The 26,562-nt window shown below is 74.2% G+C and carries 24 protein-coding genes and 1 riboswitch; of the genes, 13 read left to right on the forward strand and 11 right to left on the reverse strand.

Annotated elements, in window-relative coordinates; genetic code table 11:
- Positions 1 to 112 precede the first annotated feature (112 nt).
- The 4 genes from AB0D46_RS35510 to AB0D46_RS35525 form a co-directional block, all read right to left on the reverse strand.
- Positions 113 to 1,321 carry a lipid-transfer protein gene (locus AB0D46_RS35510; protein WP_362883815.1) on the reverse strand — a complete coding sequence of 403 codons (1,209 nt, stop codon included), beginning with the start codon at positions 1,319 to 1,321 and terminating at the stop codon, positions 113 to 115.
- Between the two features lie 15 nt (positions 1,322 to 1,336).
- Positions 1,337 to 3,604: an acyl-CoA dehydrogenase family protein gene (locus tag AB0D46_RS35515; RefSeq protein WP_362883817.1), complete on the reverse strand. Its 2,268-nt coding sequence runs from the start codon at positions 3,602 to 3,604 to the stop codon at positions 1,337 to 1,339.
- A 108-nt stretch (positions 3,605 to 3,712) separates the two neighbouring features.
- Entirely contained in the window at positions 3,713 to 4,672 is a 960-nt protein-coding gene (locus AB0D46_RS35520) for an RNA polymerase sigma-70 factor (RefSeq protein ID WP_362883818.1), read from the reverse strand.
- 64 nt (positions 4,673 to 4,736) lie between these two features.
- Positions 4,737 to 5,942, reverse strand: a complete 1,206-nt coding sequence (locus tag AB0D46_RS35525; protein ID WP_362883820.1) for an FAD-dependent oxidoreductase — start codon at positions 5,940 to 5,942, stop codon at positions 4,737 to 4,739.
- A 92-nt stretch (positions 5,943 to 6,034) separates the two neighbouring features.
- Here AB0D46_RS35525 and AB0D46_RS35530 point away from each other — a divergent pair, with 92 nt between their 5' ends.
- From AB0D46_RS35530 to AB0D46_RS35550, 5 genes are all read left to right on the forward strand, one after another.
- Positions 6,035 to 6,418, forward strand: a complete 384-nt coding sequence (locus AB0D46_RS35530; protein ID WP_362883822.1) for a hypothetical protein — start codon at positions 6,035 to 6,037, stop codon at positions 6,416 to 6,418.
- 102 nt (positions 6,419 to 6,520) lie between these two features.
- Entirely contained in the window at positions 6,521 to 7,189 is a 669-nt protein-coding gene (locus AB0D46_RS35535; protein ID WP_362883824.1) for a class I SAM-dependent methyltransferase, read from the forward strand.
- A 71-nt stretch (positions 7,190 to 7,260) separates the two neighbouring features.
- Positions 7,261 to 8,292 (forward strand): N-acetylmuramoyl-L-alanine amidase, encoded by a 1,032-nt coding sequence (locus AB0D46_RS35540; RefSeq protein ID WP_362883825.1) that lies wholly within the window; start codon positions 7,261 to 7,263, stop codon positions 8,290 to 8,292.
- A gap of 137 nt (positions 8,293 to 8,429) precedes the next feature.
- Positions 8,430 to 9,272, forward strand: a complete 843-nt coding sequence (locus tag AB0D46_RS35545; protein ID WP_362883827.1) for a hypothetical protein — start codon at positions 8,430 to 8,432, stop codon at positions 9,270 to 9,272.
- 110 nt (positions 9,273 to 9,382) lie between these two features.
- On the forward strand, positions 9,383 to 10,393 hold the full coding sequence (locus AB0D46_RS35550) for an LLM class F420-dependent oxidoreductase (protein WP_362883829.1): 1,011 nt from the start codon (positions 9,383 to 9,385) through the stop codon (positions 10,391 to 10,393).
- A 42-nt stretch (positions 10,394 to 10,435) separates the two neighbouring features.
- Here AB0D46_RS35550 and AB0D46_RS35555 read toward each other — a convergent pair whose 3' ends face one another.
- Positions 10,436 to 10,816, reverse strand: coding sequence for a hypothetical protein (locus tag AB0D46_RS35555; protein ID WP_362883831.1), 381 nt, complete (start codon positions 10,814 to 10,816; stop codon positions 10,436 to 10,438).
- Between the two features lie 93 nt (positions 10,817 to 10,909).
- Positions 10,910 to 11,557, reverse strand: coding sequence for a hypothetical protein (locus AB0D46_RS35560; RefSeq protein WP_362883832.1), 648 nt, complete (start codon positions 11,555 to 11,557; stop codon positions 10,910 to 10,912).
- 112 nt (positions 11,558 to 11,669) lie between these two features.
- Between AB0D46_RS35560 and AB0D46_RS35565 the strand changes: the two genes are divergently transcribed.
- The gene (locus tag AB0D46_RS35565) at positions 11,670 to 11,981 is read left to right on the forward strand and encodes a hypothetical protein (RefSeq protein ID WP_362883834.1); all 312 of its coding nucleotides are present in this window, start codon (positions 11,670 to 11,672) and stop codon (positions 11,979 to 11,981) included.
- A 237-nt stretch (positions 11,982 to 12,218) separates the two neighbouring features.
- Here the strand turns inward: AB0D46_RS35565 and AB0D46_RS35570 are convergent, their stop codons facing one another.
- The 3 genes from AB0D46_RS35570 to AB0D46_RS35580 form a co-directional block, all read right to left on the reverse strand.
- On the reverse strand, positions 12,219 to 13,310 hold the full coding sequence (locus tag AB0D46_RS35570) for a prenyltransferase (RefSeq protein ID WP_362883836.1): 1,092 nt from the start codon (positions 13,308 to 13,310) through the stop codon (positions 12,219 to 12,221).
- Positions 13,307 to 14,041, reverse strand: a complete 735-nt coding sequence (locus tag AB0D46_RS35575) for a class I SAM-dependent methyltransferase (protein WP_362883838.1) — start codon at positions 14,039 to 14,041, stop codon at positions 13,307 to 13,309. Before AB0D46_RS35575 ends, AB0D46_RS35570 begins: the two co-directional genes overlap by 4 nt.
- An 85-nt stretch (positions 14,042 to 14,126) precedes the next feature.
- Positions 14,127 to 15,497: a glycosyltransferase family 4 protein gene (locus AB0D46_RS35580; RefSeq protein WP_362883840.1), complete on the reverse strand. Its 1,371-nt coding sequence runs from the start codon at positions 15,495 to 15,497 to the stop codon at positions 14,127 to 14,129.
- 264 nt (positions 15,498 to 15,761) lie between these two features.
- Between AB0D46_RS35580 and AB0D46_RS35585 the strand changes: the two genes are divergently transcribed.
- Positions 15,762 to 16,415: a TetR family transcriptional regulator gene (locus AB0D46_RS35585; RefSeq protein WP_362883841.1), complete on the forward strand. Its 654-nt coding sequence runs from the start codon at positions 15,762 to 15,764 to the stop codon at positions 16,413 to 16,415.
- A gap of 302 nt (positions 16,416 to 16,717) precedes the next feature.
- Here AB0D46_RS35585 and AB0D46_RS35590 read toward each other — a convergent pair whose 3' ends face one another.
- Together AB0D46_RS35590 and AB0D46_RS35595 are read right to left on the reverse strand one after the other, a co-directional pair.
- Positions 16,718 to 16,951 carry a ferredoxin gene (locus AB0D46_RS35590; protein ID WP_362883843.1) on the reverse strand — a complete coding sequence of 78 codons (234 nt, stop codon included), beginning with the start codon at positions 16,949 to 16,951 and terminating at the stop codon, positions 16,718 to 16,720.
- The gene (locus AB0D46_RS35595; protein WP_362883845.1) at positions 16,951 to 18,429 is read right to left on the reverse strand and encodes an aldehyde dehydrogenase; all 1,479 of its coding nucleotides are present in this window, start codon (positions 18,427 to 18,429) and stop codon (positions 16,951 to 16,953) included. Before AB0D46_RS35595 ends, AB0D46_RS35590 begins: the two co-directional genes overlap by 1 nt.
- Positions 18,430 to 18,739: 310 nt before the next feature.
- Between AB0D46_RS35595 and AB0D46_RS35600 the strand changes: the two genes are divergently transcribed.
- From AB0D46_RS35600 to AB0D46_RS35625, 6 genes are all read left to right on the forward strand, one after another.
- Complete coding sequence (locus AB0D46_RS35600; protein ID WP_362883851.1) at positions 18,740 to 19,780, forward strand: MBL fold metallo-hydrolase; 1,041 nt, start codon at positions 18,740 to 18,742, stop codon at positions 19,778 to 19,780.
- A gap of 125 nt (positions 19,781 to 19,905) precedes the next feature.
- Positions 19,906 to 19,974: riboswitch (cobalamin riboswitch) on the forward strand.
- A gap of 129 nt (positions 19,975 to 20,103) precedes the next feature.
- Positions 20,104 to 21,351, forward strand: coding sequence for a prenyltransferase/squalene oxidase repeat-containing protein (locus AB0D46_RS35605; RefSeq protein WP_362883846.1), 1,248 nt, complete (start codon positions 20,104 to 20,106; stop codon positions 21,349 to 21,351).
- The gene (locus tag AB0D46_RS35610) at positions 21,348 to 22,061 is read left to right on the forward strand and encodes an SCO2322 family protein (protein WP_362883847.1); all 714 of its coding nucleotides are present in this window, start codon (positions 21,348 to 21,350) and stop codon (positions 22,059 to 22,061) included. Before AB0D46_RS35605 ends, AB0D46_RS35610 begins: the two co-directional genes overlap by 4 nt.
- The gene (locus tag AB0D46_RS35615; protein ID WP_362883848.1) at positions 22,058 to 23,278 is read left to right on the forward strand and encodes an energy-coupling factor transporter transmembrane protein EcfT; all 1,221 of its coding nucleotides are present in this window, start codon (positions 22,058 to 22,060) and stop codon (positions 23,276 to 23,278) included. The genes AB0D46_RS35610 and AB0D46_RS35615 overlap by 4 nt, the downstream gene beginning before the upstream one ends.
- Positions 23,275 to 25,158: an ATP-binding cassette domain-containing protein gene (locus tag AB0D46_RS35620; RefSeq protein ID WP_362883849.1), complete on the forward strand. Its 1,884-nt coding sequence runs from the start codon at positions 23,275 to 23,277 to the stop codon at positions 25,156 to 25,158. Before AB0D46_RS35615 ends, AB0D46_RS35620 begins: the two co-directional genes overlap by 4 nt.
- The gene (locus AB0D46_RS35625) at positions 25,155 to 26,054 is read left to right on the forward strand and encodes an ECF transporter S component (protein ID WP_362883850.1); all 900 of its coding nucleotides are present in this window, start codon (positions 25,155 to 25,157) and stop codon (positions 26,052 to 26,054) included. Before AB0D46_RS35620 ends, AB0D46_RS35625 begins: the two co-directional genes overlap by 4 nt.
- Positions 26,055 to 26,562: the final 508 nt, after the last annotated feature.

Here is a 26,562-nt window from a genome sequence, read left to right on the forward strand (position 1 = left end):
GGGGCACCGCACCGCGGGGCACCGCACCGCGGGGCACCGCACCGCGGGGCACCGCACCGCGGGGCACCGCACCGCGGGGCACCGCACCGCGGGGCGGGCCTGCCGGTGGGTCCTACCGCCGCAGCATGGTCACCACCGCCGCCCCGCCCAGCCCGATGTTGTGGGCGAGGCCCACCCCCGCGCCGGGGACCTGGCGCGGGCCGGCCTCGCCGCGCAGCTGCCACACCAGCTCCGCCGCCTGCGCGAGCCCCGTCGCCCCCAGCGGGTGGCCCTTGGAGATCAGGCCGCCCGACGGGTTGACCACCCAGCGTCCGCCGTAGGTGGTGGCGCCGCTCTCGACGAGCTTGCCGGAGGCCCCGTCGGCGCACATGCCGAGGGCCTCGTACGTCAGGAGTTCGTTGACGGAGAAGCAGTCGTGCAGCTCGACCACGTCGACGTCCTCGATGCCGAGCCCGGAGCTCTCGTACACCTGGCGGGCCGCGGCGGCCGTCATCGGCTTGCCGACGACGTCGACGCACGAGCCGCCGAAGCTCGCCGCGGTGTCCGTGGTCATCGCCTGACCGACGATCTCCACGGCCTTGTCGTGCAGTCCGTGCCGGACGAGGAAGCGTTCGGAGACCACCAGCGCGGCTGCCGCGCCGTCCGAGGTGGGCGAGCACTGGAGTTTGGTCAGCGGCGCGTGGATCTCCTTCGCCGCCAGGATCTCGGCGACCGTGTACACGTCCTGGAACTGCGCGTTCGGGTTGTTCGCGGAGTGCCGGTGGTTCTTCGCGCCGACCGCCGCGAGCTGCTCGGGCGTGGTCCCGTACCGGTCCATGTGCTCGCGGGCCGCGTTCCCGAAGATCTGGGCGGTGGGCGGGGACATCTCGAAGCCGTGCGCGGCGGCCATGATCCCGTAGTGCCGGGCGACCGGGGACGTCCTACCGAGATCCTCAGCGGCTCCGCCGCGGGCACCCCCCTCCGCGCCGCCGCCGAGCGCGCCGCGCTTCATCTTCTCGAAGCCGAGCGCGAGGACGCAGTCGCTGATCCCGCCCTCCACGAACTGCCGCGCCATCATCAGCGCCGTCGAGCCCGTCGCGCAGTTGTTGTTGACGTTGTAGACCGGGACCCCGCTGAGCCCCAGTTCGTACGCGGCCCGCTGGCCCGCCGTGGAGGCCTGGAAGCAGTAACCGACCGGCACCTGCTCGACGAGCCCGTAGTCCACGCCCGCGTCCGTCAGCGCGGCGGTGCCGGCCTCCTTGACCATGTCCCAGTACTGCCAGTCCCGCGATTCCGGCTTCTCGAACTTCGTCATGCCGACGCCCACGATGTACGACTTCATGTCCGTGCAGTCCCTTCAGTCCCTGGGGAGGCCGAGAATCCGCTCGGCGACGACGTTGAGCTGGACCTGGGTGGTGCCGCCGGCGATGGTCAGGCAGCGGGACATGAGCATCCCGTGCACCGCCCGCTCGCCCGCCCCCTCCCGTACCGCGCCCGCCGGACCCAGCAGTTCGAGCGCGAGCTCGGCGGTCCGCTGCTGGTGCGGGGTCTGGAGGAGTTTGCGTACGGACGCGCCGGCGCCGGGCTCCAGCCCGGACACCTGCTGGAGGGTGGTCCGCAGCCCGATGCAGGCGAGCGCGTGCGCCTCGGCGGCCAGCGCGCCGATCCGCGCCCGTCGGTCCCCGTCGAGGCCGGCGCAGGCGGCGATCAGCGCTTCGAGGCCGGTGTCGAAGGTCATCTGGTCGGCCATGTGGACGCGTTCGTTGCCCAGGGTGTTGCGGGCGACCTTCCAGCCGCCGTCGGCGGCGCCGACCAAGGCGTCCGAGGGGAGTTCGGCGTCGTCGAACCAGACCTCGTTGAAGAGGGCCTCGCCGGTGATCTCCTTGAGCGGGCGGACGTCGATGCCCCGGGTGTGCTTCATGTCGACGACGAAGTAGCCGAGGCCCTTGTGCTTCGGCGCGTCCGGATCGGTTCGGGCCAGCAGGATCCCGTAGTCGGCGGTGTGCGCGGAACTCGTCCACACCTTCTGCCCGTTGATCCGCCAGGTGCCCGTCGGGGTGCGTTCCGCGCGGGTCCGCAGCGAGGCCAGGTCGGAGCCGGCGCCCGGCTCGGAGAAGAGCTGGCACCAGGTCGTGTCGCCGCGCAGGGTGGGCAGGACGTACGCCTCCCGCTGCGCGTCCGTGCCGTACGCGAGCAGCGAGGGCACGACCCAGGTGGCGATGGACAGGTCGGCGAGGCGGACCCCGGCCTCCTCCAGTTCCTGTTGGACGACGAGCTGTTGGACGGGCCCCGCGCCCAGTCCGTACGGCGGCGGCAGGTAGGGGGCCGCGTAGCCGGTGGGGGCGAGCGCCCGGCGGGCGGCGGCCGGGTCGAGGCCGCGGGCCGCCGCGATGGCGGTGCGGGCGGCCGCCCGGTGGGTCTCGGCCTCGGCGGGGAGTTCCAGGCGCAGGACGCGCCGGGCGCCGGCGACGGCGTACCGCACGGCGCTCAGCCGGTGGCCGTCGCCGGGGCCGAGGAGTTGGCGGGCCACGAGCGCCCGGCGCAGGTACACGTGGGCGTCGTGTTCCCAGGTGAAGCCGATGCCGCCGAGGATCTGGATGCAGTCCTTGGCGCAGGACCAGGCGGCGTCGAGGGCGGTCCCGGCGGCGAGGGCGGCGACGAGCGAGCGGGCGGCGGGGTCCCCGTCGGGTTCGTCCGCGCAGTTCACGGCGTCCCAGGCCAGGGCGCGGGCCTGTTCGAGGCGGACCAGCATGTCGGCGCACAGGTGCTTGACGCCCTGGAACCGTCCGATGGGCCGGCCGAACTGCTCGCGGACCTTCGCGTAATCGGCGGCCGTGTGCACCGCCCAGGCGGCGGTGCCGCAGGCGTCGGCGGCGAACAGGGCGCGGGCCAGGTCGGTGACGAGGTCGGCGTCCAGCTCCAGCAGCCGGTCGGCGGGCACGGTGACCGCCCGGGCCCGGACCTCGGCGGTGGGGCGGGTCGGGTCGGCGCTCTCGTGGGTGCGGATGTCGAGCGCGGCGGCGTCCACGGCGAACCAGCGCGTGGCGGGGGCGACTTCGGCGGATGCGGTGGCTTCGGCGGGCGCGGTGGATGCGGGGGCTTCGGCGGGCGCGGTCGATGCGGGGGCTTCGGCGGATGCGGCGACTGCGGCGACTGCGCCGCCCCCGCCGGCCTCCGCCGGGCCGGCGGCCAGGAGGACCAGTTCGGCCTCCCCCGCGCCGAGCACCGGCGGCGCCACCCCGTCCAGCCGGTACCCGCCGCCTTCGACGGCGACGGCGGTGATGTTGCCGGGCCCGAGGGCCACCGCCCCCACGCGGCGGCCGAGCGGTTCGACCCCGGCCCGGTCCAGGAGTACGGAGGCCAGCGCGCTCGGCAGGAACGCCCCGGGCAGCGCCGCCCGGGCGGCCTCCTCCACCACGACGGCCAGGTCCAGCAGCGTCCCGCCCTCCAGGTGGGGCGCCAGCAGTCCGGCCGCCGCGAGGCCGTCCCAGTAGGCGGGCCGCAGTCCGCTCCGCGGCGGGGCGTCGAGCAGCTTGCGCACCTCCTCGGGCGGCACGGCCCGTGCGACCCAGCCGCGTACGGCGGCGGCCAGCTCCCGTTGTTCCCCAGTGATTCCGATGCCCATGCGCGGCAGGCTAGAACACGTTCCATTCTGACGGAAGGTCAGAACGAGAACGTGTTCTCCTCACACCGGACTTCGGCCGGCGGGCGCCCCCGACCCCCGCCGCGCCGTTCAGCGCCGGCTGAGCGCGGTCCCGGACCCGACCCGCGTCAGCTTCTCCGGGTTGCGGACGTAGTAGAGGTCCGCGATCCGGTCCCCCTCGACCCGGAACGTCAGGACGCCGTCGAACTCGCCGTCCAGCCGGAGGATCAGGGCCGGGTCGCCGTTGACCACGGTCGGGGTGCCGGTGACCGCGACCCCCTGCTTGGCGATGCCGCCGACGATCAGACGCGCCACCTTGTCGGCGCTGACGACCGGGCGCGGACCGGCCTGTTTGACGCCGCCGCCGTCGGCCACCAGCACGGCCTCGGGGGCCAGTACGTCCATCAGGCCCTGCAGGTCCCCCGTTTCGAGCGCGCGCCGGAACGACTCCACGGCCGCCCGGGCCCGGGCCGGGGAGACCACGGCGCGGGGGCGGCGGGCGTCGACGTGCCGGCGGGCCCGGTGCGCGATCTGCCGCACGGCCGCCGGGCTCTTGTCCACGGCGGCCGCGATCTCCTCGAAGCCGACGGCGAAGACCTCGCGCAGCACGAAGACGGCCCGTTCCGTCGGCGACAGGGTCTCCATGACGAGCATCATCGCCATCGACACGCTTTCGGCGAGCTCGACGTCCTCCGCCACGTCGGGCGTCGTCAGCAACGGCTCCGGCAGCCAGGGCCCGACGTACGACTCCTTGCGGCGGCTCAGGACGCGCAGCCGGTTGAGCGCCTGCCGGGTCGTCATCCGCACCAGGTAGGAGCGCGGGTCGCGGACCTCGGCCGGATCGACCTCGATCCAGCGCAGCCAGGTCTCCTGGAGGACGTCCTCGGCGTCGGCCGCCGACCCGAGCATCTCGTAGGCGACGGTGAACAGCAGGTTCCGGTGGGCGAGGAACGCTGCGGTCGCCGACCCCGGGACGGACTCGTCGGGCCCCGGCCCCTTCCCGGTCGCGACCGGCCCCCGACCGTCCGCGGCCCCCGTGCGTGCGTCCATGGCGCGATCCCCCTCCGTTTTCCCTCGGCGGCCGGCCGCTACGGCCGGCCGCGCTTCCACCGACTCAGACTGCCCGTTCGACCGTAACAACCCGCTCGGGGCCCTCCGCCCGGGCCAACCGCCGTCGGCGCTTGGCCGCTCCCGAAATCCGGTGCAGCTTGTACGCCCCGGGCTTGGCCGCCTCGCCGGCCAGGTGCTCGACGACGGCCCGGCACACCTTCTCCTTCAACCTCGCTCCGAGGCCGCCGTCGATGTGCAACCGGATGGCGATGTCGTCGCGGGCGAACTGGAAGATGCCGTCGTGGCGGCCCAGGCTGATGCACTGGGCGCCGAAGGGCTGGTTGAGCGGCTCGGGCTCCTTGCCCCCGATCCGGCTCAGCACCGTGTCGGCGGCGCGCGCGCCCAACGGCATCGCTGCCTGGCAGCTCATCCGCGGCGGCAGGTTCGACGGGGCCGCCGAATCCCCGGCCGCGACGATGCGGTCGTCGTCCACGCTGGTCAACGTCTCGTCGGTGAGCAGGCGACCCAGGGCGTCGGTGCTGAGCCCGCTGCGCGCCGCCAGCTCCGGCACCCCGAACCCGGCCGTCCAGATGGTCACCGCGCTCGGCACCTCGCGGCCGTCGCGCAGCCGCACCATCCGGTCCGTCACCGCCGTCACCACCGTGTCGGGGCCTTCGAGCACCGCCACCCCGAGTCCGGCGAGCCGCCCGGCGACCGAGCGCCGACCGCGCGCGTGCAGGTACGGGCCGAGCGGACCGCCGCAGACCAGGGTCACGGCACGCCCCGCCTCCGCCAGCTCGGCGGCCGTCTCGATGCCGGTGGGACCGGCGCCGACGACGGTCACCGCGGCCTCGGCGGGAGCGGCCTCCAGTACCGGCCGCAGTCGCCGCGCGTCCTCCAGGGTGGCGATCGGGTGGGCGAACCCGGCCGCGCCGGGCACCGTCGGGTCGGCGCTGCCGCTGCCCACCGCGTAGACGAGGTGGTCGTAGCCGACCGTCCCGCCGCCCGCCAGGGCCACGCCGCGCCCCGCCGCGTCGATCCGGGTCACGCTGTCGACGACCAGCCGGACGCCCTGGGCCAGCACCTCCCGGTACGGGACGACCGCGTCGCCGGTCCCGGCCGCCAGCTGGTGCAAGCGGATCCGGTGGACGAAGTCCGGCCGCGGGTTGATCAGCGTCACGCTCACGTCGCCGCGCAGCGTCAGGCGGTTGGCCGCCATGACGCCGGCGTAGCCTCCGCCGATCACGACGACCTCGGTGTTCTCGGCCATGGTCTCCACTCCGTCTCTCGGGGGTCCGCCCTCGCGGTCCGTCGCTCGGGTTCGCCCTGAAGACACCGCGGCGCCGCCGATTGTGACAGGTTGTGACGCAGGTCACGCCTGACGGCGAAACGGGCCCCCACCGGCGGGCGTCGAGAAGGCCGCCCGCGCGTCCGCCGCCCCCGACGCGCGGCAGCGCGCCGGCCGCCCGGCTCTACCTGTGGCTGTACCCGGACCCGGAGGCGCTCGCGGCCCACGGTGACGCGGTGATGGCGCACCGGGTGGTCCGCAGCATCGGCGAGGCGGGCGACCCCGACCGCGCGCTGGAGCTCCTCAAGCCGTTGCTGCACCGGCTCCACCTGACCGCCGGCAACACCCACTGGCTGACCCAGGAGGCCACGGAGACCCGTGACGAACTGCGGCGGGTGCTGCGGGAGGACCGGAGGTCGGAGCGCGGAGCCGGCCTGGCCCGCCTGTTCGGGCGCTGAGTCGGCGGCGGCACACGTCCGCCCGCGCACCCCGGCCGTAGCGTCCTACCAGCGGGTAGGGCAGCATGGGCCGCCACCGATCCGCAGCTCAGGAGGAACGACATGGCCACCCCCAAGCCGGAGACCCTCGCCGCCTTCGAGGCCGCCAAGGGGTTCATGCCCGTACGGGAGGGCCTCGCCCTGTACGAGGCCGCCACCGCGGCGGCGGCGCTCGGGCTGCCGCTCCTGGAGGTCGGGACGTACTGCGGTCGCTCCACCCTCCTGCTCGCGGACGCCGCCCGCGAGGCGGGCGTGCCGGCGATCACCGTCGACCACCACCGGGGCAGCGAGGAGCAGCAGCCGGGCTGGGAGTACCACGACCCGACGGTGGTGGACCCGGAGGTCGGGCTGATGGACACCCTGCCCACCTTCCGCCGGACCCTGCACAAGGCAGGGCTGGAGGACCACGTGATCGCGATCGTCGGCCGCTCCCCGCAGGTCGCCGCCGCCTGGGGCGGCAAGCTCGGGTTCGTCTTCATCGACGGCGGCCACACCGACGAGCACGCGACGGGCGACTACGAGGGCTGGGCTCCGCACGTCGCGGAGGGCGGCACGCTCGTCATCCACGACGTGTTCCCCGACCCGGCCGACGGCGGGCAGGCCCCGTACCGGATCTACCTGCGGGCGCTGGCCTCGGGCGCCTTCGAGGAGATCTCCGTCACGGACTCGCTGCGCGTCCTGCGCCGCACCGGAGCGGGCAGCGGGCCGGACCGCACGTCACCCGGCGTTTAACCGATAAGCGCACCGCCCACGAATGGCGGATGGTCCCTCCGGACGACGGTCGGGCGCTCTAGCATCGCGAGGTGCGCTACGACAACAGCCCCCCGTCCCCCGAGTCCGGCTCGTCGATCAGCCCGGACCGGCCCTGGTACACCCGGCGTTCCACCCTCGCGGTCGCGGCGGCGGTGCTCGCGCCGACCTGCCTGGCCGGCTGGGTGCTGACCCAGGCCCTGGCGGGGCCGGCCGCCGGCGACCCGCAGACCCGGGCGGCGCCGCAGCCCGCCTCGCACACCGCCCCGGGGGGCGCGGACGGGAAGGCCGGCGCCACCCCGAGCGCCCCGGCCGCGCCCGCCTCTCCCGCCGCGTCGGGCTCGCCCCTGCCGTCGGGCCCGCCCCTCGCCTCCGGCTCGCCGGGCGCTCCCGCCGGCGCCCCCGACCCGCTCGCGGGCCGGACGGTGGTCATCGACCCCGGACACAACACGGGCAACTTCAAGCACTCCCGCGAGATCAACCGTCAAGTCGACATCGGTACGAACCGCAAGGAGTGCGACACCACCGGCACCACCACCAACTCCGGCTACATGGAAGCCGAGTTCACGATGGACGTGTCGCGCCGCCTGCGCACGGTCCTGGAGGCGCGCGGGGTGAAGGTGCTCTTCACCCACGAGGCCGGCCCGGAGCGCCCGTGGGGCCCCTGCATCGACGAGCGGGCCCGCATCGGCAACGAGGCCAAGGCCGACGCGGTCGTCTCGGTCCACGCCGACGGCGTCTCCGAGGGCAGCCGCGGCTACCACGTCATCCTCCCGGCCGCCGTCCGCGGCGGTTCCGCGGACACCTCGAAGATCGTCGGACCGTCGCGCACGCTCGGCGAGCGGATCGCCGGCAACTTCGCCCGGACCACCGGCACCGGTCCCGCCAACTACCTCGGATCCGGTACCGGTTTGGTGGTTCGTGACGATCTGGGCGGACTGAACCTCTCGACCCGGCCCAAGGTGTTCATCGAATGCGGCAACATGCGTGACGCCAAGGACGCGGCGCTGCTGACGAGTCCGGAGTGGCGGCAGAAGGCCGCGCAGGGCATCGCCGACGGCATCGTCGGGTTCCTCGGCGGGTAGTCCCACCGGGCGGCCCGCCGCCCCGGTCAGCCCGGTCACGGAAAACCTCCGTACCATGGTGCCGCCCGCCCCGCTCCAGCCCTGATCTGCGACCGCGGCACCACGAGACGACCGAGACCGAGAAGGACACCTGAGAAGTGAACATCCGCTCCCTCACTCGAGGAGACGGCGTGGTGATCGGAGCAGCGGCGCTGCTGTTCATCGCCTCGTTCCTCGACTTCTACTCCGCCACCGGCCTGGACCTCCCGAGCGCGTGGGACACCGACGTCTACCGGTTGGTCCTGCCCACCATCTTCCTCACCGGCTTCATCGCGGCCGGCCTGCTCGTCTTCGCACGCCTCCAGCCCGAGGGCCGCAAGCTCGCGGGCCTGCCGCTGTCGGCGTGGGGCACCGTGCTGGCCGTTTCCGCCGCCTGGGCCGCGCTGTGGTCCCTGATCACCAGTCCGTCCGGGGCCGACCTCGGCGCCGGCAGCATCATCGCCTTCCTCGCGACCCTGGTCCTGGCCGGTGTCGCGATCGCCGGGTCCAAGATCCCCGCCCTCGCCGGCAAGCTCATGCCGGAGCCGCGGCCCGCCGCCGTCCCGCCGCCGTTCGGCGCCCAGCAGCAGCCGGGCAGCGGATACGGCTATCCGGGCGGGCAGCAGCCCCAGCCCTACGGATCCACCCCGCAGCCCGCCCCGCCCTACGGCGGTACGCCGAACCCGGCGCCCGGCCCGCAGGACCACTCGGGCCACTCGGGCCACCAGCCCACCCCGGCTCCCGCCCCGACCCCGGCCGCGGACTTCACGCCGTTCTGGTTCGCGGTGCCGGTGGCCCGTCCCCTCTTCGGTGAGGACGGCTCCCCCACCCCGATCGCCGAGCTCGCGCCCGGCACCTGGTACCTGGCCGTCGACCAGCGCGGCCCCGCCACGCTGATCGCGCAGACCCAGGACGGCCGGCGCGGCGTCCTGAACGACACCTCGGGCATCCAGCGCGGCTGAGCACGCCCCGGCCCGCCGGGACAGCCCTCACGGCCCCCCGCCCTTCCGGGCGGGGGGCCGTTGCCCTACAGTCACCTGACGCATCGTCAGACACGGGTGAGGGGACTTCCATGCGGCTCGGACTCGCACTCGGGTACTGGGGCCGCGGGCCCGCACCCGCCCACCTCGACCTCGCCGTCGAAGCCGAACGCCTCGGCTACCACTCCGTCTGGACCGCCGAGGCCTGGGGCTCCGACGCCTTCACCCCGCTCACCTGGATCGCCGCGCACACCTCCCGGATCCGGCTGGGCACCGCGATCGCGCAGATGGCCGCCCGCAGCCCCACCGCCACCGCCATGCACGCCCTCACCCTGGACCACCTCTCGGGCGGCCGGATGACGCTCGGCCTCGGCCTGTCCGGACCCCAGGTGGTGGAGGGCTGGTACGGGCGCCCGTTCCCGTCGAGCCCGCTCACCGCCACCCGCGAGTACGTCGACGTCATCCGCCAGGTGCTGCGCCGCGAGGCGCCCGTCGTCGTCGACGGCCGCTTCCACAGCCACCCGTACCGCGGCGCGGACGGCACCGGCCTTGGCAAGCCCCTCAAACCGATCACCCACCCGCTGCGCGCCGACCTCCCGCTGCTGCTCGGTGCCGAGGGCCCCAAGAACATCGCCCAGACCACCCGGATCGCCGACGGCTGGCTGCCGCTGTACTGGTCGCCCACCCGCACCGACGTCTACCGGGCCTCCCTCGGTGACCTCCCCGAGAACTTCATGATCGCCCCGATGGCCCGGGCCAAGGTCTGCGAGGACGTCGCCGAGGGCCTGCTGCCGGTCAAGGCGATGCTCGGCTTCTACATCGGCGGCATGGGGCACGCGGCCCGCAACTTCCACGCCGACCTCATGGCCCGGATGGGCTACGAGGAGGAGGCCCGGCGCATCCAGGAGCTGTTCCTCGCCGGCCGCAAGGAGGAGGCCGTCCTCGCGGTCCCGGACGCCTTCGCGGACGAGATCTCCCTCGTCGGCCCCCGAGAACGGATCGCGGAACGGCTGGAACTGTGGCGCAAGGGCCCCGTCACCGACCTGCTGGTCACCGCCCCCGACCCCCACACCCTGCGCGTCCTGGCGGAACTGAACGGCTGAGCGGGCTCCTCGGGCTCCCAGCGGTCGAACGGGAAGCCCCGGCTACTCGGGGACGGCCTCCAGCAGTTCCCGTACGTCCAGGGGCATGACGGCGATCTCGATCTCCCCGCCGCCCTGCAGGGCGCAGGCCACGATCCGTGAGCCGGGGTTGATGGCGATGCCCTCGCGCACCGTCGGCACCCGTACGCCGGTCGAGCGGGCCCCCGACAGCGGCACGGCCTCGCCGCGCCGGGGCTCCCAGCGCAGCACCTCGCCCCGGCCCGCGTGCACCCGGCCCGCGCGCCAACGGCCCGCACCGGCCGGGTGGCGGGCCATGCACGGGATGCCCACCGGCTTACCGGCGGCCTGACGCGTGCGGTGCTTGCGGCGGACGAGCCAACCGGCTCCGGCGGCCACGACGCCCAACACCAGGAATTCGATCACACGGACCATTGAAACAGCCCGGGAACGCGGGCGGGCCGGACGGTGGCCCACCGGCCCCGTCCGGCCCGCCCGCGCGCGAAGGCGCGGCGCGGCCTAACCGCCGAGTTGCGACAGGCTCGGCACCTGGTCCTTCACCGGGGCGCCGGCGCTCTGGCCCGCGTTCTTGACCCCGTTGATGACGTCCTGGAAGGAGCTGATGTCGGCGTCACCGGCCTGGCCCTTGCGGAGCTTGGTGCCGAGGCCCTTCAGCGACTCGATGCCCGCCGTCAGCGGGCCCATCGCCTTCGACAGCAGCGGGTCGCCCTTGGCGTTGTCGACCGCCGCCTTCAACCGGTTGTAGGCGAAGGCGCCCGCGAGACCGGCCTTGATCAGCGCGAAGGTACGGCCCGAGGCGCCCTTCTTGAACTTGCCGGCCTGGTACGGCTTGACGATCCACTGGTACGTCGCCCCGGCCGCGAGGCCGGCGTTGGCGACGAAGCGCGTCTTGGCGAACTTCTGCTTCTCGGCGGGCGTGGTCGGCGTCGGCGTCACCGCGGCCAACTCATCGGCTTCTGCGGCCGCCGGCTCCGCCGCCGCGAGGACGGCCAACTCGGCCGCCGCCGCGGAGGACAGCTCCGGCTGCCGCGCGCTGTCGCCGCTGCTGCCGCCGCAGGCGGTCGCACCGCCCAACAGCGCACAGGACAGGATCACCGCGGTGAGGGTGCGGCGGAATCGGACGGTACTGAGTACGAGTACGGACACGGTTTCCTCCGGGGACGGGGGTGTCCCCCGCAGCCTCGCCCCGGCCGTGAAGCTGCGCCACTTGGGGGACCCGTTCGGGTTTGGGCCGCGATCCTGGGGCAACACGGTTGTCATGTCCCCACACACCCGAGCACATACGCGCGGAGCCGCCCGCGGCGCGGGCCCCGCCCGGGCCATCGCCCTCGTCGCGGACGTGGCCGCGTTCCTCATCGTCCTGTGGATCGTGCTGTGGCTCCTGGACGCCAACCAGGGCAACAGTCTGGTCGCCCTCGTGCGCGACATCGCCGACTGGCTGACGAGCTGGTCCCGGGACCTGTTCACCATCGACGGAGAAACGGCCCGGGTCATCGTCGGCTACGGCCTGGCCGCCGTCGTCTACGTCCTCGTCGGCCATGCCATCGCCGGTTGGATGGCCCGCCGCTGACCCCCGACCGGGGCGGTCCACGGGACCGGCCCCGCCCGGAGGGCCGAAGGGGCCAACCCCGCCGACCCCGTCCTCCGGGCACCCGTGCCCGCCCCGCACCCAGGCGGGGCGGGCACGTGCGTTCCGGTTCCGCTCAGCACCCGTTCCGGCTCCGCTCGGCGTTCGGTTCGGCTCAGCGTTCCGGTTCCGCTCAGCGTTGCGGTCACGGCGGGGGCCCGGCTCGGCCGGCGTTCCCGTTCAGCCGCGACAGCAGTCCGGTTCCAGGCCCACCGGGAGCGTGAGCCCGCCGAAGACCTCGCCCGTCGCGCCGTCCCCGCCTAGCGCGGCGACGGCCAGCAGCAGCGACCCGGCCGTCCAGGTCGTCTGCTCCACCGGCCACACCGCCCGGTCCTGGAACACGTAGCCCGTCCAGTACATGCCGTTGTCGGCGCGCAGGTGACCGATCGAGCGCAGGATCTCCAGCGCCCGGTCCGACTCCCCCATCGCCCACAGCGACAGCGCCAGTTCGCAGGACTCCCCGCCGGTCACCCACGGGTTCGGCAGGACGCAGCGGACCCCGAGGTCCGGGACGACGAACTCGTCCCAGCGCGCCTCGATCCGCGCCTTCGCCTCCGGGCCGGTCAGCGCGCCGCCCAACACCGGGTAGTACCAGTCCATCGAATAGTGCGACTTGTCGAGGAACCGCTCCGGGTGCCTGCGGATGGCGTGCCCCAACGCGCCCGTCGCCAGCTCCCAGTCGGGCTGCGGATCCCCCCGGTGGTCGGCGATCGCCAGCGCGCAGCGCAGGGCCTGGTGGATGGACGAGGAACCCGTCAGCAGGGCGTCCGTCACGGGGACGCCGTCCGCCTCCCGCTTCCAACCGATCTCGCCGCCGGGCTGCTGGAGCGCCAGGACGAACTCCACCGCCGCGTAGACCGCCGGCCACATGCGGTCCAGGAACCGGTCGTCGCCGGTGGCCAGGTAGTGGTGCCAGACGCCGACGGCTATGTACGCGACGAAGTTGGACTCCCGGCTCGCGTCCTGCGGCGCGGCGGTGTCCACCCCCTCGGGCCGGTCGGCGTAGGCCGCGTGCCAGGAACCGTCCTGGTTCTGGTGCCGGACCAGCCAGTCGTACGCCCGCTCCGCGGCCTCGTGCTCGCCCGCCGTGTCGAGGGCCATCGCGGCCTCGGTGTGGTCCCACGGGTCGAGGTGGTGGCCCCGGAACCACGGGATGGCCCCGTCCGGCCGCTGCGCGGCGAGGATCCCCTCCACCGTCAGGGCGGCCTCCTCGGCGGTCAGCACGCCGTCCAGGACGAGGTGTTCGGGTGCGGTGCGCCGGGGCGCGGTCACCGGGTGGCGCCGACGGGCAGGTGCGGCTTGGTCGCGTACGCCACGAAGCTCTTGCCGATCACCGGGTTCAACGCCTGCTCGGCGAGCCGGGTCGCGAGCGGCTTCTTCATGATGTCCCAGACCAGGAGCTTGTGGTACGCCTTGACCGGCAGCGCCTTGTCGTTGTCCACGCCGAAGGCGCACTTGAGCCACCAGTACGGGGAGTGCAGGCCGTGCGCGTGGTGGGTGCCGTACGGCTTGAGGCCGGCGGCCTCCATCTTGCCGAGCAGCTCGTCCGCCTTGTAGATGCGGATGTGACCGCCCTCGACCTCGTGGTAGGCGTCGGAGAGCGCCCAACAGACCTTCTCCGGGCCGTAGCGCGGCACGGTGATCGCGATGCGGCCGCCCGGCTTCAGGACGCGGACCATCTCGGCGAGGACGCCCTTGTCGTCGGGGATGTGCTCCATCACCTCGGAGATGATCACGACGTCGAAGGAGTCGTCGGGGAACGGCAGCGCCAGCGCGTCGCCCTCCATCGCGGTGGCGGTGGCGCCCGCGGGTGCCTCACCGGCCTCCTTCATGGCGGCGAACCACTTGGCGACCTCGCGGATCTCCTCGCCGTTGCGGTCGACGGCGACCACCTGGGCGCCTCTCCGGTAGCACTCGAAGGCGTGCCGGCCTGCGCCGCAGCCCAGATCGAGCACACGGTCGCCTGCGGCGAGCGGGAACCGGGAGAAATCGACGGTCAGCACGGGGTCCTGCCTTCGCTGTCGCGGGGGTGGGAGGGGTGGGAGGAGCGGAAGGAACTGCTCGTGGAGCTGCGTCGGCGGCCCGAGCTCAGCGCGGCCCGCCGGTACGGGTGGTGGCCGCCCCGGTCGGGTCGACGGCGGACCGGCCGACGGCAGCCTGTGTGATGGTCGCCTGTGCGATGGCGGCGCGGTAGTGCGCGACGGTGCCCTCGGCGGCCTTGGCCCAGGTGAACCGGGACAGAACCCGCTCCCGCCCGGCCGCTCCGAGACGCTCGCGGAGCGCGGCGTCGCCCAACATCCGGCCCAGCGCGGCAGCCAGCGCCCCCGCGTCACCGGGCGGCACGGCCAGACAGGTCTCCCCGTCGGCGCCGGTCACCTCGGGGATGGCACCGCCGGTCGTGGCGACCAGCGGGGTGCCGGTGGCCATCGCCTCGGCCGCCGGCAGCGAGAAGCCCTCGTACAGGGAGGGCACGCAGGCGACCTGGGCGCCGCGCACGAGGTCGACGAGCTCGGCGTCGGTGATGCCCTTGACGAAGCGGACCGCGTCCTGGAGCCCGTACGTCTCGATCGCCCGGGCGACGGGCCCGCTCTCGGCGCGCTTGCCGACGACGACGAGGTGCGCGTCGGGCCGCTCCGTACGGAGCTTGGCGAGGGCCTCGACGAGGTGGACGAGCCCCTTGAGGGGGACGTCGGCGCTGGAGGTCGTCACGATCCGACCGGGCACCTCGGCCACGGAGGGGTCGGGCGACCACAGGTCGGTGTCGGCGCCGATGTGGACGACGTGGATGCGGTCGTCGCGGACGCCGAGGTGCTCGGCGATCTCCTGCTGGGAGGAGCCCGAGACGGTCAGCACGGACGGCAGCCTGCGGGCGACGCGGCCCTGCATGCGGGTGAAGGCGTACCAACGCCGCACCGAGAGCCGCTTCTTGAAGTCCTTGGCGGCGTCGATGTCCAGCCGCCGGTCGACGGTGATGGGGTGGTGGACCGTCGTCACGAGGGGGGCGCCGAGGTCGCCGAGCAGCCCGTAGCCGAGGGTCTGGTTGTCGTGGATGACGTCGAACTCGCCCGCGCGCTCGCGCAGATGGCGCCGGGCGCGCAGCGAGAACGTCATCGGCTCGGGGAATCCGCCCGTCCACATCGTGGCGACTTCGAGGGCGTCGATCCAGTCCCGGTACTCGTCGCGCTTGGGCGTACGGAACGGGTCGGGGCTGCGGTACAGGTCCAGGCTCGGCAGCTCGGTGAGCGTGGCGCCCGTGTCGAGCACCGGGTAGGGCTGCGAACCGATGACCTCGACGGAGTGTCCGAGGCGGACGAGCTCACGCGAGAGGTGCCGGACGTAGACGCCCTGGCCGCCGCAGAACGGGTTCCCCTTGTAGGTGAGGAGCGCGATGCGGAGCGGGCGGTCGCCGTCGGTGGCGGAACCCGCGAAAGGGCTCGTCACGATGGCCTCAGCGGTCACTCTCGGCCCCCTTCTGCCTGCGACTTTCGCCGGAGCGTAACCGCTCGGATAATGTAGAACAAGTTTCAGACTTGATCCGTTGAAGACCATTGAATCTACCGGCCGGAAACCACACCGTAAGAGGCGGAGCAGGTGATTCGCGCCACGACTCGGGCGCCTGACATGCTGATCCCGGATCATGCCCGGATGATGACCGGATCAGCCCTGCGCGGCACCACCAGCGACGCCACGGAACAGCCCACGGAACGCCATGGAGCGGGACACATGACAGCGGAAGCGAAGGCCGTCACCACGCCGGCGTCCCCTCCCCTGACGGAGCGCCAGGAGGCCCGCCGTCGTCGCATCCTGCACGCGAGCGCGCAGCTGGCCAGCCGCGGCGGCTTCGACGCCGTGCAGATGCGGGAGGTCGCGGAGCTGTCCAGCGTCGCCCTCGGCACGCTGTACCGGTACTTCCCCTCGAAGGTGCACCTGCTCGTCGCGACGATGCAGGACCAGCTCCAACACATGCACACGACGCTGCGCAAGCGCCCCCCGGCGGGCGACGACCCCGCGGCCCGGGTCGCGGAGACCCTGATGCGCGCGTTCCGCGCGCTCCAACGCGAACCGCACCTCGCGGACGCCATGGTCCGCGCCCTGACGTTCGCGGACCGCAGCGTGAGCCCGGAGGTCGACACCGTCTCCCGCCTGACGACGGCCATCATCCTGGACGCGATGGGCCTGGACGCCGCCCCGACGGCGGAACAACTCTCGGCGGTCCGCGTCATCGAACACACCTGGCACTCGGCGCTCATCACCTGGCTGTCGGGCCGCGCCTCGATCGCCCAGGTCAAGATCGACATCGAAACGGTCTGTCGCCTCATCGACTTGACGGGGGCGGGGGTTGGGGGGGCCGGGGTGGCGGGGGCTGCGGGAAGTTAGGCCGGATCCGGTGGGTTAGGTCGGGGGGCGGGGTCGGGTCCGCTGTGCGGGGTCGGGGGTGGCGGAACCCCGCTGATCCGGATCAGGGCGGGTTTGGTGGCTTCCCGCCGGTCTCATCGTCTCTCCGCGTCGGTCCGGTCCCTCAAGGACCGGAACGGAAGGACAGTGGACTGGCGGGCAGCCCCCGGACCACACCCGACCCGGGTGAAGGGTGCACCGCCCACCCCCGACCCCGGCCGGCTCCACGTGCCGGCTTCCCGGAAGCCCCGGCGCCCCACCCCCGCCCAGGCTCCCCCACCCCCTCACTCCTCCGGGGGGAACACCGGTTCGCCCGTGGTGGCCAGGGTGATCAGGATGGCTTCCACCGGGCAGCCTTCGGCTGCCGTGAGGGTGGGTTCGTTCGCGTCCGTTTGGGGGGTTCGGGGGTGTGACTGGCGGGCCGAGTCGAGGGAGAAGCCGTCCGGGGCGTGGTTGACGCACATGCCGGAGCCGATGCAGACGCCCCGGTCGACCTCGACCTGCCAGCGGTCCCCCATCAGGCTCCCGCCTCGGCTGCGCCGGGGGCGTAGCCGGCCGGGAGGTGGATCATCTTGTGCTCCAGGTACTCGCCCAGGCCCTCGGGGCCGAACTCGCGGCCCACGCCGCTGTTCTTGTAGCCGCCGAAGGGGCCGAGCATGTCCAGGCTGAAGGTGTTCACGTTGAAGGTGCCGGTGCGGATGCGGCGGCCGAAGTCGATGCCGTGCTCGGTGTCGGCGGTCCAGACGCTGCCGCTCAGGCCGAATTCGGAGTCGTTGGCGATCCGCGCGGCCTCCTCTTCGTCGCCGTAGGGGATGAGGCAGACGACCGGGCCGAAGATCTCCTCGCGGGCGATCCGCATCGAGTTGTCGACGTCGCCGAAGAGGGTGGGTTCGACGTACCAGCCGCGTTCCAGGCCCGCCGGGCGACCGCCGCCGGTGAGGATCTTCGCGCCCTCCTCCTGGCCGATGCGGATGTAGTCCAGCGAGCGCTGCTGCTGGCGCCGGGCGACGAGGGGGCCGAGTTGGGTCGCCGGGTCCAGCGGGTCGCCCACGACGAGGGCGCCCGCCGCCGCCGCGAGGGCGTCGGCGATCTCGTCGTAGCGGGCGCGCGGTGCCAGGACGCGGGTCTGGGCCACGCAGGCCTGGCCGTTGTTCATCCAGGCCGCCGGGACGATCCCGGCGATGGTGGTGTCCAGGTCGGCGTCGGGCAGGATCACGGCGGCGGACTTGCCGCCGAGTTCCAGGGTGACCCGGGTCAGGTTGCGTGCGGCGACCTCCATCACGCGGCGGCCGGCGGCGACGGATCCGGTGAAGGCGACCTTGTCGATGCCGGGGTGGCCGACGAGGTACTCGCTGACCTCGCGGTCGGCGGGCAGGATCGACAGGACGCCCTCGGGCAGCCCGGCCTCCCGTGCGATGTCCGCCAGGATGTAGGAGTCGAGCGGCGCCTCCGGGGAGGGCTTGAGGATCACCGTCGACCCGGTGAGCAGCGCGGGCGCGAGTTTGGCGGCGGCCACGAACTGCGGGACGTTCCACGGGATGACGGCGGCGACGACCCCGACGGGTTCGCGGCGCACGAGGATGGGGCCGAGCACCCCTTGGCGGTGTTCCTCGTACGGGAAGTCGCGGGCGACGGTGATGGCGGCGTCGTAGACCATCATCGGGCCGAGGGCCTGGGCGAGGATGCTCCAGGAGTACGGGGAGCCGTTCTGGGAGCTGATGGAGCGGGCGATCTCCTCGTGGCGGACGGCGATGGCGTCCTTGATGCGGGTGACGACGGCGATCCGTTCGTCCAGGGTCATGCGGGGCCAGGGGCCTTCGTCGAAGGCCTTGCGGGCGACGGCGACGGCGCGGTCCACGTCGGCCCGGGAGGCGTGGGGGACGCTGCCGATGACCTGCTCGGTGTGGGGGGAGACGACGCTCAGGGTGTCGGTGCCCAGCGGGTCGGTCCATTGCCCGCCGATGAACAGTTGTCCGTGTTCCACGAGCTCGGTCATGGCTGAGGCCTCCTGGGGCTTGGCGTTCCAGAACTGATACCAGTTCTAGTTGGAGGAGTCCACGGCGCGGACGGAACCGCCGCGACGGCGTGGACGCGACCGCCGCGCCGAAGCCGGCCCCCGAGCCCCCGAAGATCCAGGAGGCGGTGACGACTAGTCAGGGCGCTTCGATGATGGTCGACTTGGGCTACTACTGAAACAAGTTCTCGCCAGCGGACAGGGGAGCCTCATGCCGGAGGACAAGCCGAAGGGCACGTCGGAGGACAGGCCGAGGGACAGGCCGGAGGACGGACCGGAGGACGCGGCGCACGTGGCACCGCAGGTCACCGACCACGGCGGGGGTGTCCGGGGCATCAAGGTCCCGATCCCCGACAATCCGCTCGGGCACACCCTCGTCCACGTCCTCGACACCGATCGCGGCCCCGTCCTCATCGACACCGGCTGGGACGACCCCGCTTCCTGGGACGCCCTGACCGCCGGGCTCGGCGCGCTCGGGCTCGCCGTCGCCGACGTCCACGGCGTGGTCATCACCCACCACCACCCCGACCACCACGGCCTGTCCGGCCAGGTCCGGGAGGCCTCCGGGGCCTGGATCGCGATGCACGCCGCCGACACCGAGGTCGTCGTGCGCACCCGCTCCGCCGAACCCGGCGTCTGGTACGACTACATGAGCGAGAAGCTGGCCGCCGCCGGCGCCCCCGAGGAGCACGTCGCCCCGCTGCGCGCCGCCCGCGCGGGCGGCCGGCTGCGGACCCTGCCCGGGCTGCGGGCCGCCGTGCCCGACCGCGAGATCGTCCCCGGCGAGCTGCTGCCCCTGGCCGGACGCCGACTGCGGGCCATCTGGACCCCCGGCCACACCCCCGGCCACGTCTGCCTCCACCTGGAGGAGGAGCACCCGGCGAACCTCCCCGGCAACGGCCGCCTGTTCTCCGGCGACCACCTGCTGCCCGGCATCTCCCCGCACATCGGCCTGTACGAGGACCCCTCCGACGAGCGGGTCACCGACCCCCTCGGCGACTACCTCGCCTCCCTCGAACGCATCGGTCGGCTGGACCCCGCCGAGGTGCTGCCCGCCCACCAGCACGCCTTCACCGACGCCCCCGGCCGGGTCCGGGAGCTCCTCGACCACCACGAGGACCGGCTGACCGGCCTGTGGCGGCTGCTCGCCGCACCCCTGACCCCGTGGGCGCTGGCGGAGCGGATGGAGTGGAACCGCCCCTGGGCGCAGATCCCGTACGGCTCCCGCACCATCGCCGTCTCCGAAGCGGAGGCCCATCTGCGGCGGCTGGTCAAGCAAGGTCGGGCGGAGGTGGTCCCGGGCACGGACCCGGTGACGTACCGGGCCGTGTGAGCGACCCGGGCGGGCCCGGCCCGCGCGGCCGCGCCCTCCCGGTTCCCGCGCCCCGGCCGGGCGGTGCCCCGGGGCCGCCGGTTACGGGCCGGTACAGTGAAGGCGTCGTCCACATCTCCGTACGGGGGGAAGCCGGTGCGAATCCGGCGCTGACCCGCAACCGTGACCCGCCCGCGCGGGAAGCCGGATTGCCCCGTACCGGAGGTGCGCGGCTCGCGCCGTCGGATCCTCCGGCGGCCGGCACCGTCGAGGTAAACGGAGCCGGAGCCCGGTACCCGCGTGTGCCTGTCTCCGTTCCCCAGCACGAGAGGCACCCGCCCCCCATGAACGTCCGCCGCAGCGCCGCCGCGCTCGCCGCCTCCGCCGTGCTCTGTGCGGGTGCCGCTCCCGCAGCCCTCGCCGACACCGCTCCGCCGTCACCGTCGGCGCCCCCCGTCATCCCGTCGGGCCTGTTCGGCAAGGCCGATCCGACGTACGACGGCGTGTGGCGCCAGTCCGTCGCGCTGCTCGCCCAGCGGACGGCCGGCGCCGAGCCGGCCCCCGAGGCCGTGCGCTGGCTCGTCGCCCAGCAGTGCGCGGACGGCGGCTTCGCCTCCTTCCGCGCGGACGCCGCCAAGGCCTGCGACGCGACGACCGTGCTCGACACCAATGCCACCGCCGTGGCCGTGCAGGCCCTGAAGACGCTGGGCGGCCAGGACGCCACGGTGCGGAAGGCCGTGGACTGGCTGAAGTCCGTCCAGAACGCGGACGGCGGCTGGAGCTACGTGCCCGGCTCGCCCAGCGAGGGCAGCTCCACCTCGCTCGTGATCAGCTCGCTGGCCGTCGCGGGTGAGAAGCCGGCCGACGTGAAGTCCAAGGCCGGCAAGTCCGCCCACGACGGTCTGCTGTCCTTCCAGCTGGGCTGCGCCACCGAGCCCGCCGTCGACCGGGGCGCCTTCGGGTACCAGCCGGCCGACGGCAAGCTCGCCGCGAACGCCGACGCCACGGCCGCCGCCGCGCTGGCCGCGCTCGGCAAGGGCATCGTCGTCGAGCCGGCCGGTACGGACACCCCCGCCACCGCCCTGGCCTGCCCGGCCGGTACGACGGACCCGGCGGGCGCCGCCCAGGGCGCGGCCGGCTACCTCGCCGAGGCGCTGAAGAAGGACGGCCGGCTGACCGCCGTCACCCCGGGCGCCGACCAGCCGACCGCCGACACCGGCAACACCGCCGACGCGGTGATCGCCCTGGCCGCGGCCGGGCACCGGCAGTCGGCGGCGGGCGCGCTGGAGTGGCTCAAGGGCAACTCCGCCGAATGGTCCAAGGGCAACCCGGCCGCGCTCGGCACCCTGATCCTCGCCGCGCACGCCACGGGCACCGACCCGAAGGCCTTCGGCGGCACCGACCTGGTGTCGGCGCTGAACGCCACCGGCCCCGCGCCGCAGGCCTCGAAGACGGACGCGACGAAGGTCGAGTCCAAGGACGACGCGGGCTCCGGCAACCAGAACATCTGGTGGATCGTCGGCGCGGGCGCCGCGGCCGGCATGGGCATCGGCATCCTGCTGAGCGGCCGCCGCAAGAAGAACCAGCTGTGAGCCGCCGCCGTCCGCCGGCGCTCGCCGGCGTGGTCCTGGGTCTCCTCGGCCTGGTCCTCACCCTGTTCGCCGCCTCCCCGGCCGTGGCGGCGAGCTACCGCTACTGGTCGTTCTGGGACGGCGCGAACGCCCGGTGGGCCTACGCCACCCAGGGCCCGTCGACGGCCCGCCCGGCGGACGGCTCCGTGATCGGCTTCCGCTTCTCCGTGAGCAAGGACGCCGCCGCCGAGGCGGCGCAGCCCCGCGCGGCCGCCGACTTCGCGGCCGTCTGCGCGGACACCGCCCCGGCCGCCGGGAAGAAGCGGGTGGCGCTGGTCATCGACTTCGGCGTGCCCGAGGACGCCCCCGCCGGTGAGCGCCTCCCGCAGGACGCCCCGCGCACCGTCTGCGCCCAGGTGGCCCCCGCCGCCACGGCCGCGGAGGCGTTGGCGGAGGTCGCGAAGCCGCTGCGGTACAACTCCTCGGCGATGCTGTGCGGGATCTCCGGCTTCCCCCGGGCCGGTTGCGGCGAGCCCGTCGCCGACTCCGGTTCCGGCTCCGCCGCTGCGACGGCCCCTGCGGCTTCCGGCACTCCGGCCGCGCAGGGCCCGCCGCCGGCGGCCGGCGACGCCCGGGACTCCGGCCCCTCGGTGGGGCTGGTCGCCGGCATCGCGGCGATCGCCGCCCTGGCAGCGGCCGGCGTCCTGCAGTCCCGCCGCCGCAGGCGATGACGGGCCGCGCGGACGCGCCCGCCCCCCACGGGCCCGCGGTCGACGACGCACCCCCGGCCCCGCCCGGTGCCGGGTCGCGGGTGGGTGGGGCGTACGGGTCCTCGTACGAGAAGGGGCGGCCCTGGCGGGCTCCCGAGGCCGGCCGGGGCAACGCCCTGCACGCGGGGGCCTGGTGGCTGTGGGCCCTCGGGCTCGCCACCGCCGCCTCCCGGACCACCAATCCGCTGCTGCTCGGGATGATCGTCGGCGTCGCCGGGTACGTGGTCGCCGCGCGCCGCACCGACGCGCCCTGGGCCCGTTCCTACGGGGCGTTCGTCAAGCTCGGCCTGTTCGTCATCGGCCTGCGCCTCGTCTTCTCCATGCTGCTCGGCTCCCCCATCCCCGGCGCGCACCTCCTGTTCACGCTGCCCGAGGTGCCACTGCCCGCCTGGGCGCAGGGCATCCGCTTCGGCGGTCGGGTCACCGCCGAGCAGTTGGTGTTCGCCTTCTACGACGGCGCGAAGCTGGCGACGCTGCTGATCTGCGTCGGCGGCGCGAACGCCCTCGCCAATCCGGCGCGGCTGCTGAAGTCACTGCCCGCCGCCCTGTACGAGGCGGGCGTGGCCGTGGTCGTCGCGATGACGTTCGCGCCGAACATGGTCGCCGACGTGGTCCGGCTGCGGACCGCCCGCCGGTTGCGCGGGCGCCCCACGGGCGGGGTGCGGGCCGTCCTGCAGATCGGTCTGCCGGTACTGGAGGGCGCGCTGGAGCGGTCGGTGGCCGTCGCCGCCTCGATGGACGCGCGCGGCTACGGCCGGACGGCCGCGGTCCCGCCCGCCGTCCGGCACACCACCAACGTCCTCACCCTGGGCGGCCTGCTCGGCATGTGCGCCGGCACGTACGGGCTGCTCGCGGCCGAGGGCGCCGCGTACGGGCTGCCCGTGCTCGGCATCGGCCTGGTCCTGGCGCTGGCCGGGCTGCGGCTCGGCGGCCGGCGCAGCATCCGTACCCGCTACCGGCCGGACCGGTGGGGGCCGCGGTCCTGGCTCGTCGCGGGTTCGGGGGCGGCGGTCGCGGCCCTGCTGATCCACGCGGGCTCGGTCGATCCGGAGGGACTGCGTCCGGGGGTGGTGCCGCTGGTGTGGCCGACGCTCCCGTTGTGGCCCGCCGCGGCCGTCCTGATCGCCCTGCTCCCCGCCTTCGTGGCACCCGTACCGTCCAAGGAGTCCTCCCGGTGATCCGCTTCGAGCAGGTGTCGGTGACGTACGAGGGCGCCGACCGGCCGTGTCTGCGGGGCGCCGACTTCGTCGTCCCGGAGGGCGAACTGACGTTGCTGGTCGGCCCGTCGGGCGTCGGCAAGTCGACCCTGCTGGGCGCGGTGTCGGGGCTGGTCCCGCACTTCACGGGCGGCCGACTGGCCGGGCGGGTCACGGTCGCGGGCCGTGACACTCGGACCCACAAGCCGCGCGAGCTCGCGGACGTGGTCGGCACCGTCGGCCAGGACCCGCTCGCGCACTTCGTGACGGACGTGGTGGAGGACGAGCTGGCGTACGGGATGGAGTCGCTGGGCCTGCCGGCCGCGGTGATGCGGCGCCGGGTGGAGGAGACGCTGGACCTGCTGGGCCTCAACGAGCTCCGTGACCGTCCCATCGCCACCCTGTCCGGCGGCCAGCAGCAGCGGGTCGCGATCGGCTCGGTCCTGACGCCGCACCCGCGGGTGCTGGTCCTGGACGAGCCGACGTCGGCGCTGGACCCGGCCGCGGCGGAGGAGGTCCTGGCCGTCCTGCAGCGCCTGGTCCACGACCTGGGGACGACCGTGCTGATGGCGGAACACCGCCTGGAACGGGTGGTCCAGTACGCCGACCGCGTGCTGCTGCTCCCGTCGCCCGGCGCGGCTCCCGTGCTCGGCACCCCGGCGGAGGTCATGGCCGTCTCCCCCGTCCACCCGCCGGTGGTTTCGCTGGGCCGCCTCGCCGGCTGGTCCCCGCTCCCCCTGTCGGTCCGCGACGCCCGCCGCCTGGCCGCCCCGCTCCGGGCCCGGCTGGACGGTACGGGTCCCGCGGCCGTCCCCGACCCCGCCCCCGACCCCGTGGTGGCGGGTTCGGGCCCGGTGGGTGGGGGTGGTGCGGCGCCGACGGACGCGACGGGTTCCGCTTCCGGAGTCGGGTGGTTCCTGGGGCGGCTGCTGCGGCGGGGGGCCGGGCCGGTTGCGGCTCGGGCTCCGGGTTCCGCCGCGGACCGTGCCGCCGGCGCCCCGGACGCCCCCGCAGCGGTCGTCGACGGGCTCGGGGTCCGGCGCGGCCGGGTCGAGGTGCTGCGCGACGTCACCCTGACCGTCGCACCCGGCGAGACCGTCGCCCTCATGGGCCGCAACGGCGCCGGCAAGTCGACCCTCCTCGCGGCCCTCGTCGGGACCCTCCCTCCGTCCCGCGGCTCCGTCACGGTCGGCGGCCTCGCCCCGCACCGCACCCGGCCGGGCGAGATGGTGCGCCGGGTGGGCCTCGTACCGCAGGAGCCCCGCGACCTCCTCTACGCCGACACCGTCGCCACCGAGTGCGCCGCCGCCGACGGCGACGCGGGGGCCGCGCCGGGAACCTGCCGCGGCCTGGTGAGCGCGCTGCTGCCCGACGTACCCGACGACACCCACCCGCGGGACCTGTCCGAGGGGCAGCGGCTGACCCTCGCGCTGGCCCTGGTCCTCACCGGCCGCCCGGCCCTCCTCCTTCTGGACGAGCCGACCCGCGGCCTGGACTACGCGGCCAAGGCCCGGCTGGTCGGGCTGCTGCGGGAGCTGGCCGGCCGGGGCCACGCCATCGTGCTGGCCACCCACGACGTCGAACTCGCCGCCGATCTGGCGCACCGGGTCGTGATCCTGGCGGGCGGCGAGGTCGTCGCGGACGGCCCGACCGCCGAGGTCGTCGTGTCCTCGCCCGCCTTCGCCCCGCAGGTGGCGAAGATCCTGGCGCCGGGCCACTGGCTCACCGTCGCCCAGGTCGCGGCGGCTCTGGACGGGACCGCTCGGGGCGCGGCTGTCCGGGACGGGGCCGCTCGGCGTGGGGCCGCTCAGGACGGGGCCGCTCGGGACGGGGCCGCTCGGGACGGGGGGCGCACGCCGTGAAGCGCCCCACGCCGACGCGGCCCGCCGCGGACCGTCCGACCTCCCGCCGTCCCGTCCGGGTCGGCCCCCGGGCCGCCGCCGCCCTCGTCCTCGTCACGCTCATCGGGATCGCCGCCTTCGGCTGGCCCCTGCTCGCGGACCGGCAGTCCGGGCTGGCGCACTCCCAGGACGCCCCCTGGCTCTTCGCCGCCCTGCTGCCCCTCCTCGTGGCCGTGGTGGTCGCGACCATCGCCGACCAGGGCATGGACGCCAAGGCCGTCGCGATGCTCGGCGTACTGGCCGCCGTCGGGGCGGCGCTCAGACCGCTGGGCGCCGGGACGGCCGGGCTGGAGCCCATGTTCTTCCTGATGGTGCTCAGCGGCCGGGTCCTCGGCCCCGGCTTCGGCTTCGTCCTGGGTTCCGTCACGATGTTCGCGTCCGCCCTGCTCACGGGCGGCGTGGGGCCGTGGATGCCGTTCCAGATGCTGGCCCTGGGCTGGTTCTCGCTGGGCGCCGGGCTGCTGCCCGGCCCCGTACGCATCCGGGGGCGGGCCGAACTGGCGATGCTCGCGGCGTACGGGTTCCTCGGCTCGTTCGCTTACGGCACGATCATGAACCTCCAGGGCTGGGTGATCCTGCAGGGCATGGGCCAGGGCATTTCCTTCCGCCCCGGAGACCCGGTCGCGGAGAACCTCGCGCGCTTCGTGGCGTACTGCCTGGCGACGTCGGTGGGCTGGGACCTGGGCCGGGCCACCCTGACCGTGGTCCTGACCCTCGCCCTGGGCGCCACCCTGCTCAAGGCCCTACGCCGGGCCACACGAAAAGCGGCTTTCGATCCGCCGATTTCCTTCGATTCCCAGCCGATACGGACACCGAGCCACCCCCCTCAAAGGGGTACGCCCCCTCACGCGGAGTGAGATCAGGGGTCCCGCGAGGTGAGCCGCCCCACAGGGCCTACGTCACACACGAACCGGGATAGTAGGGCGAATCCGCCCATATCGCCACAAAGGGGCGGATCCTCGCACGCATCGGGGCGGTGCCCGCCGAGGGACGTCGGGCCCGACCTGCGAGGGCCGGTAGTAAGCGGGCTCGTTGCCAGGGGGTCGGGGCATCTGTAGAACTGGATGAGTCGCCGAACGGCCCGGGTGCTCCACCCGCCGCGGACAAGCCCCTCGCACCACCTGAGTGGCTGACGCACGTCCTGGACGTGCGGGCGACCGCCCTGTCCCCTTCGAAAGGTGCACCCGTGTCCAACGCAGTCATCCGCCGCATCGCCGCTTCCAAGAAGGCCCTCGCGGGCACCGTCGTCGCCCTCGGCGTCGCCGGCTCCATGCTCGCCACGGTCCCCGCCCAGGCGGCCCCCACGAGCGCCAAGGCGATCGCCCAGCAGATGATCAAGGACCCGGCGCAGTTCGCGGCGTTCAA

It is taken from the genome of Streptomyces sp. NPDC048383 (assembly GCF_040651775.1).
GTDB lineage: Bacteria > Actinomycetota > Actinomycetes > Streptomycetales > Streptomycetaceae > Streptomyces.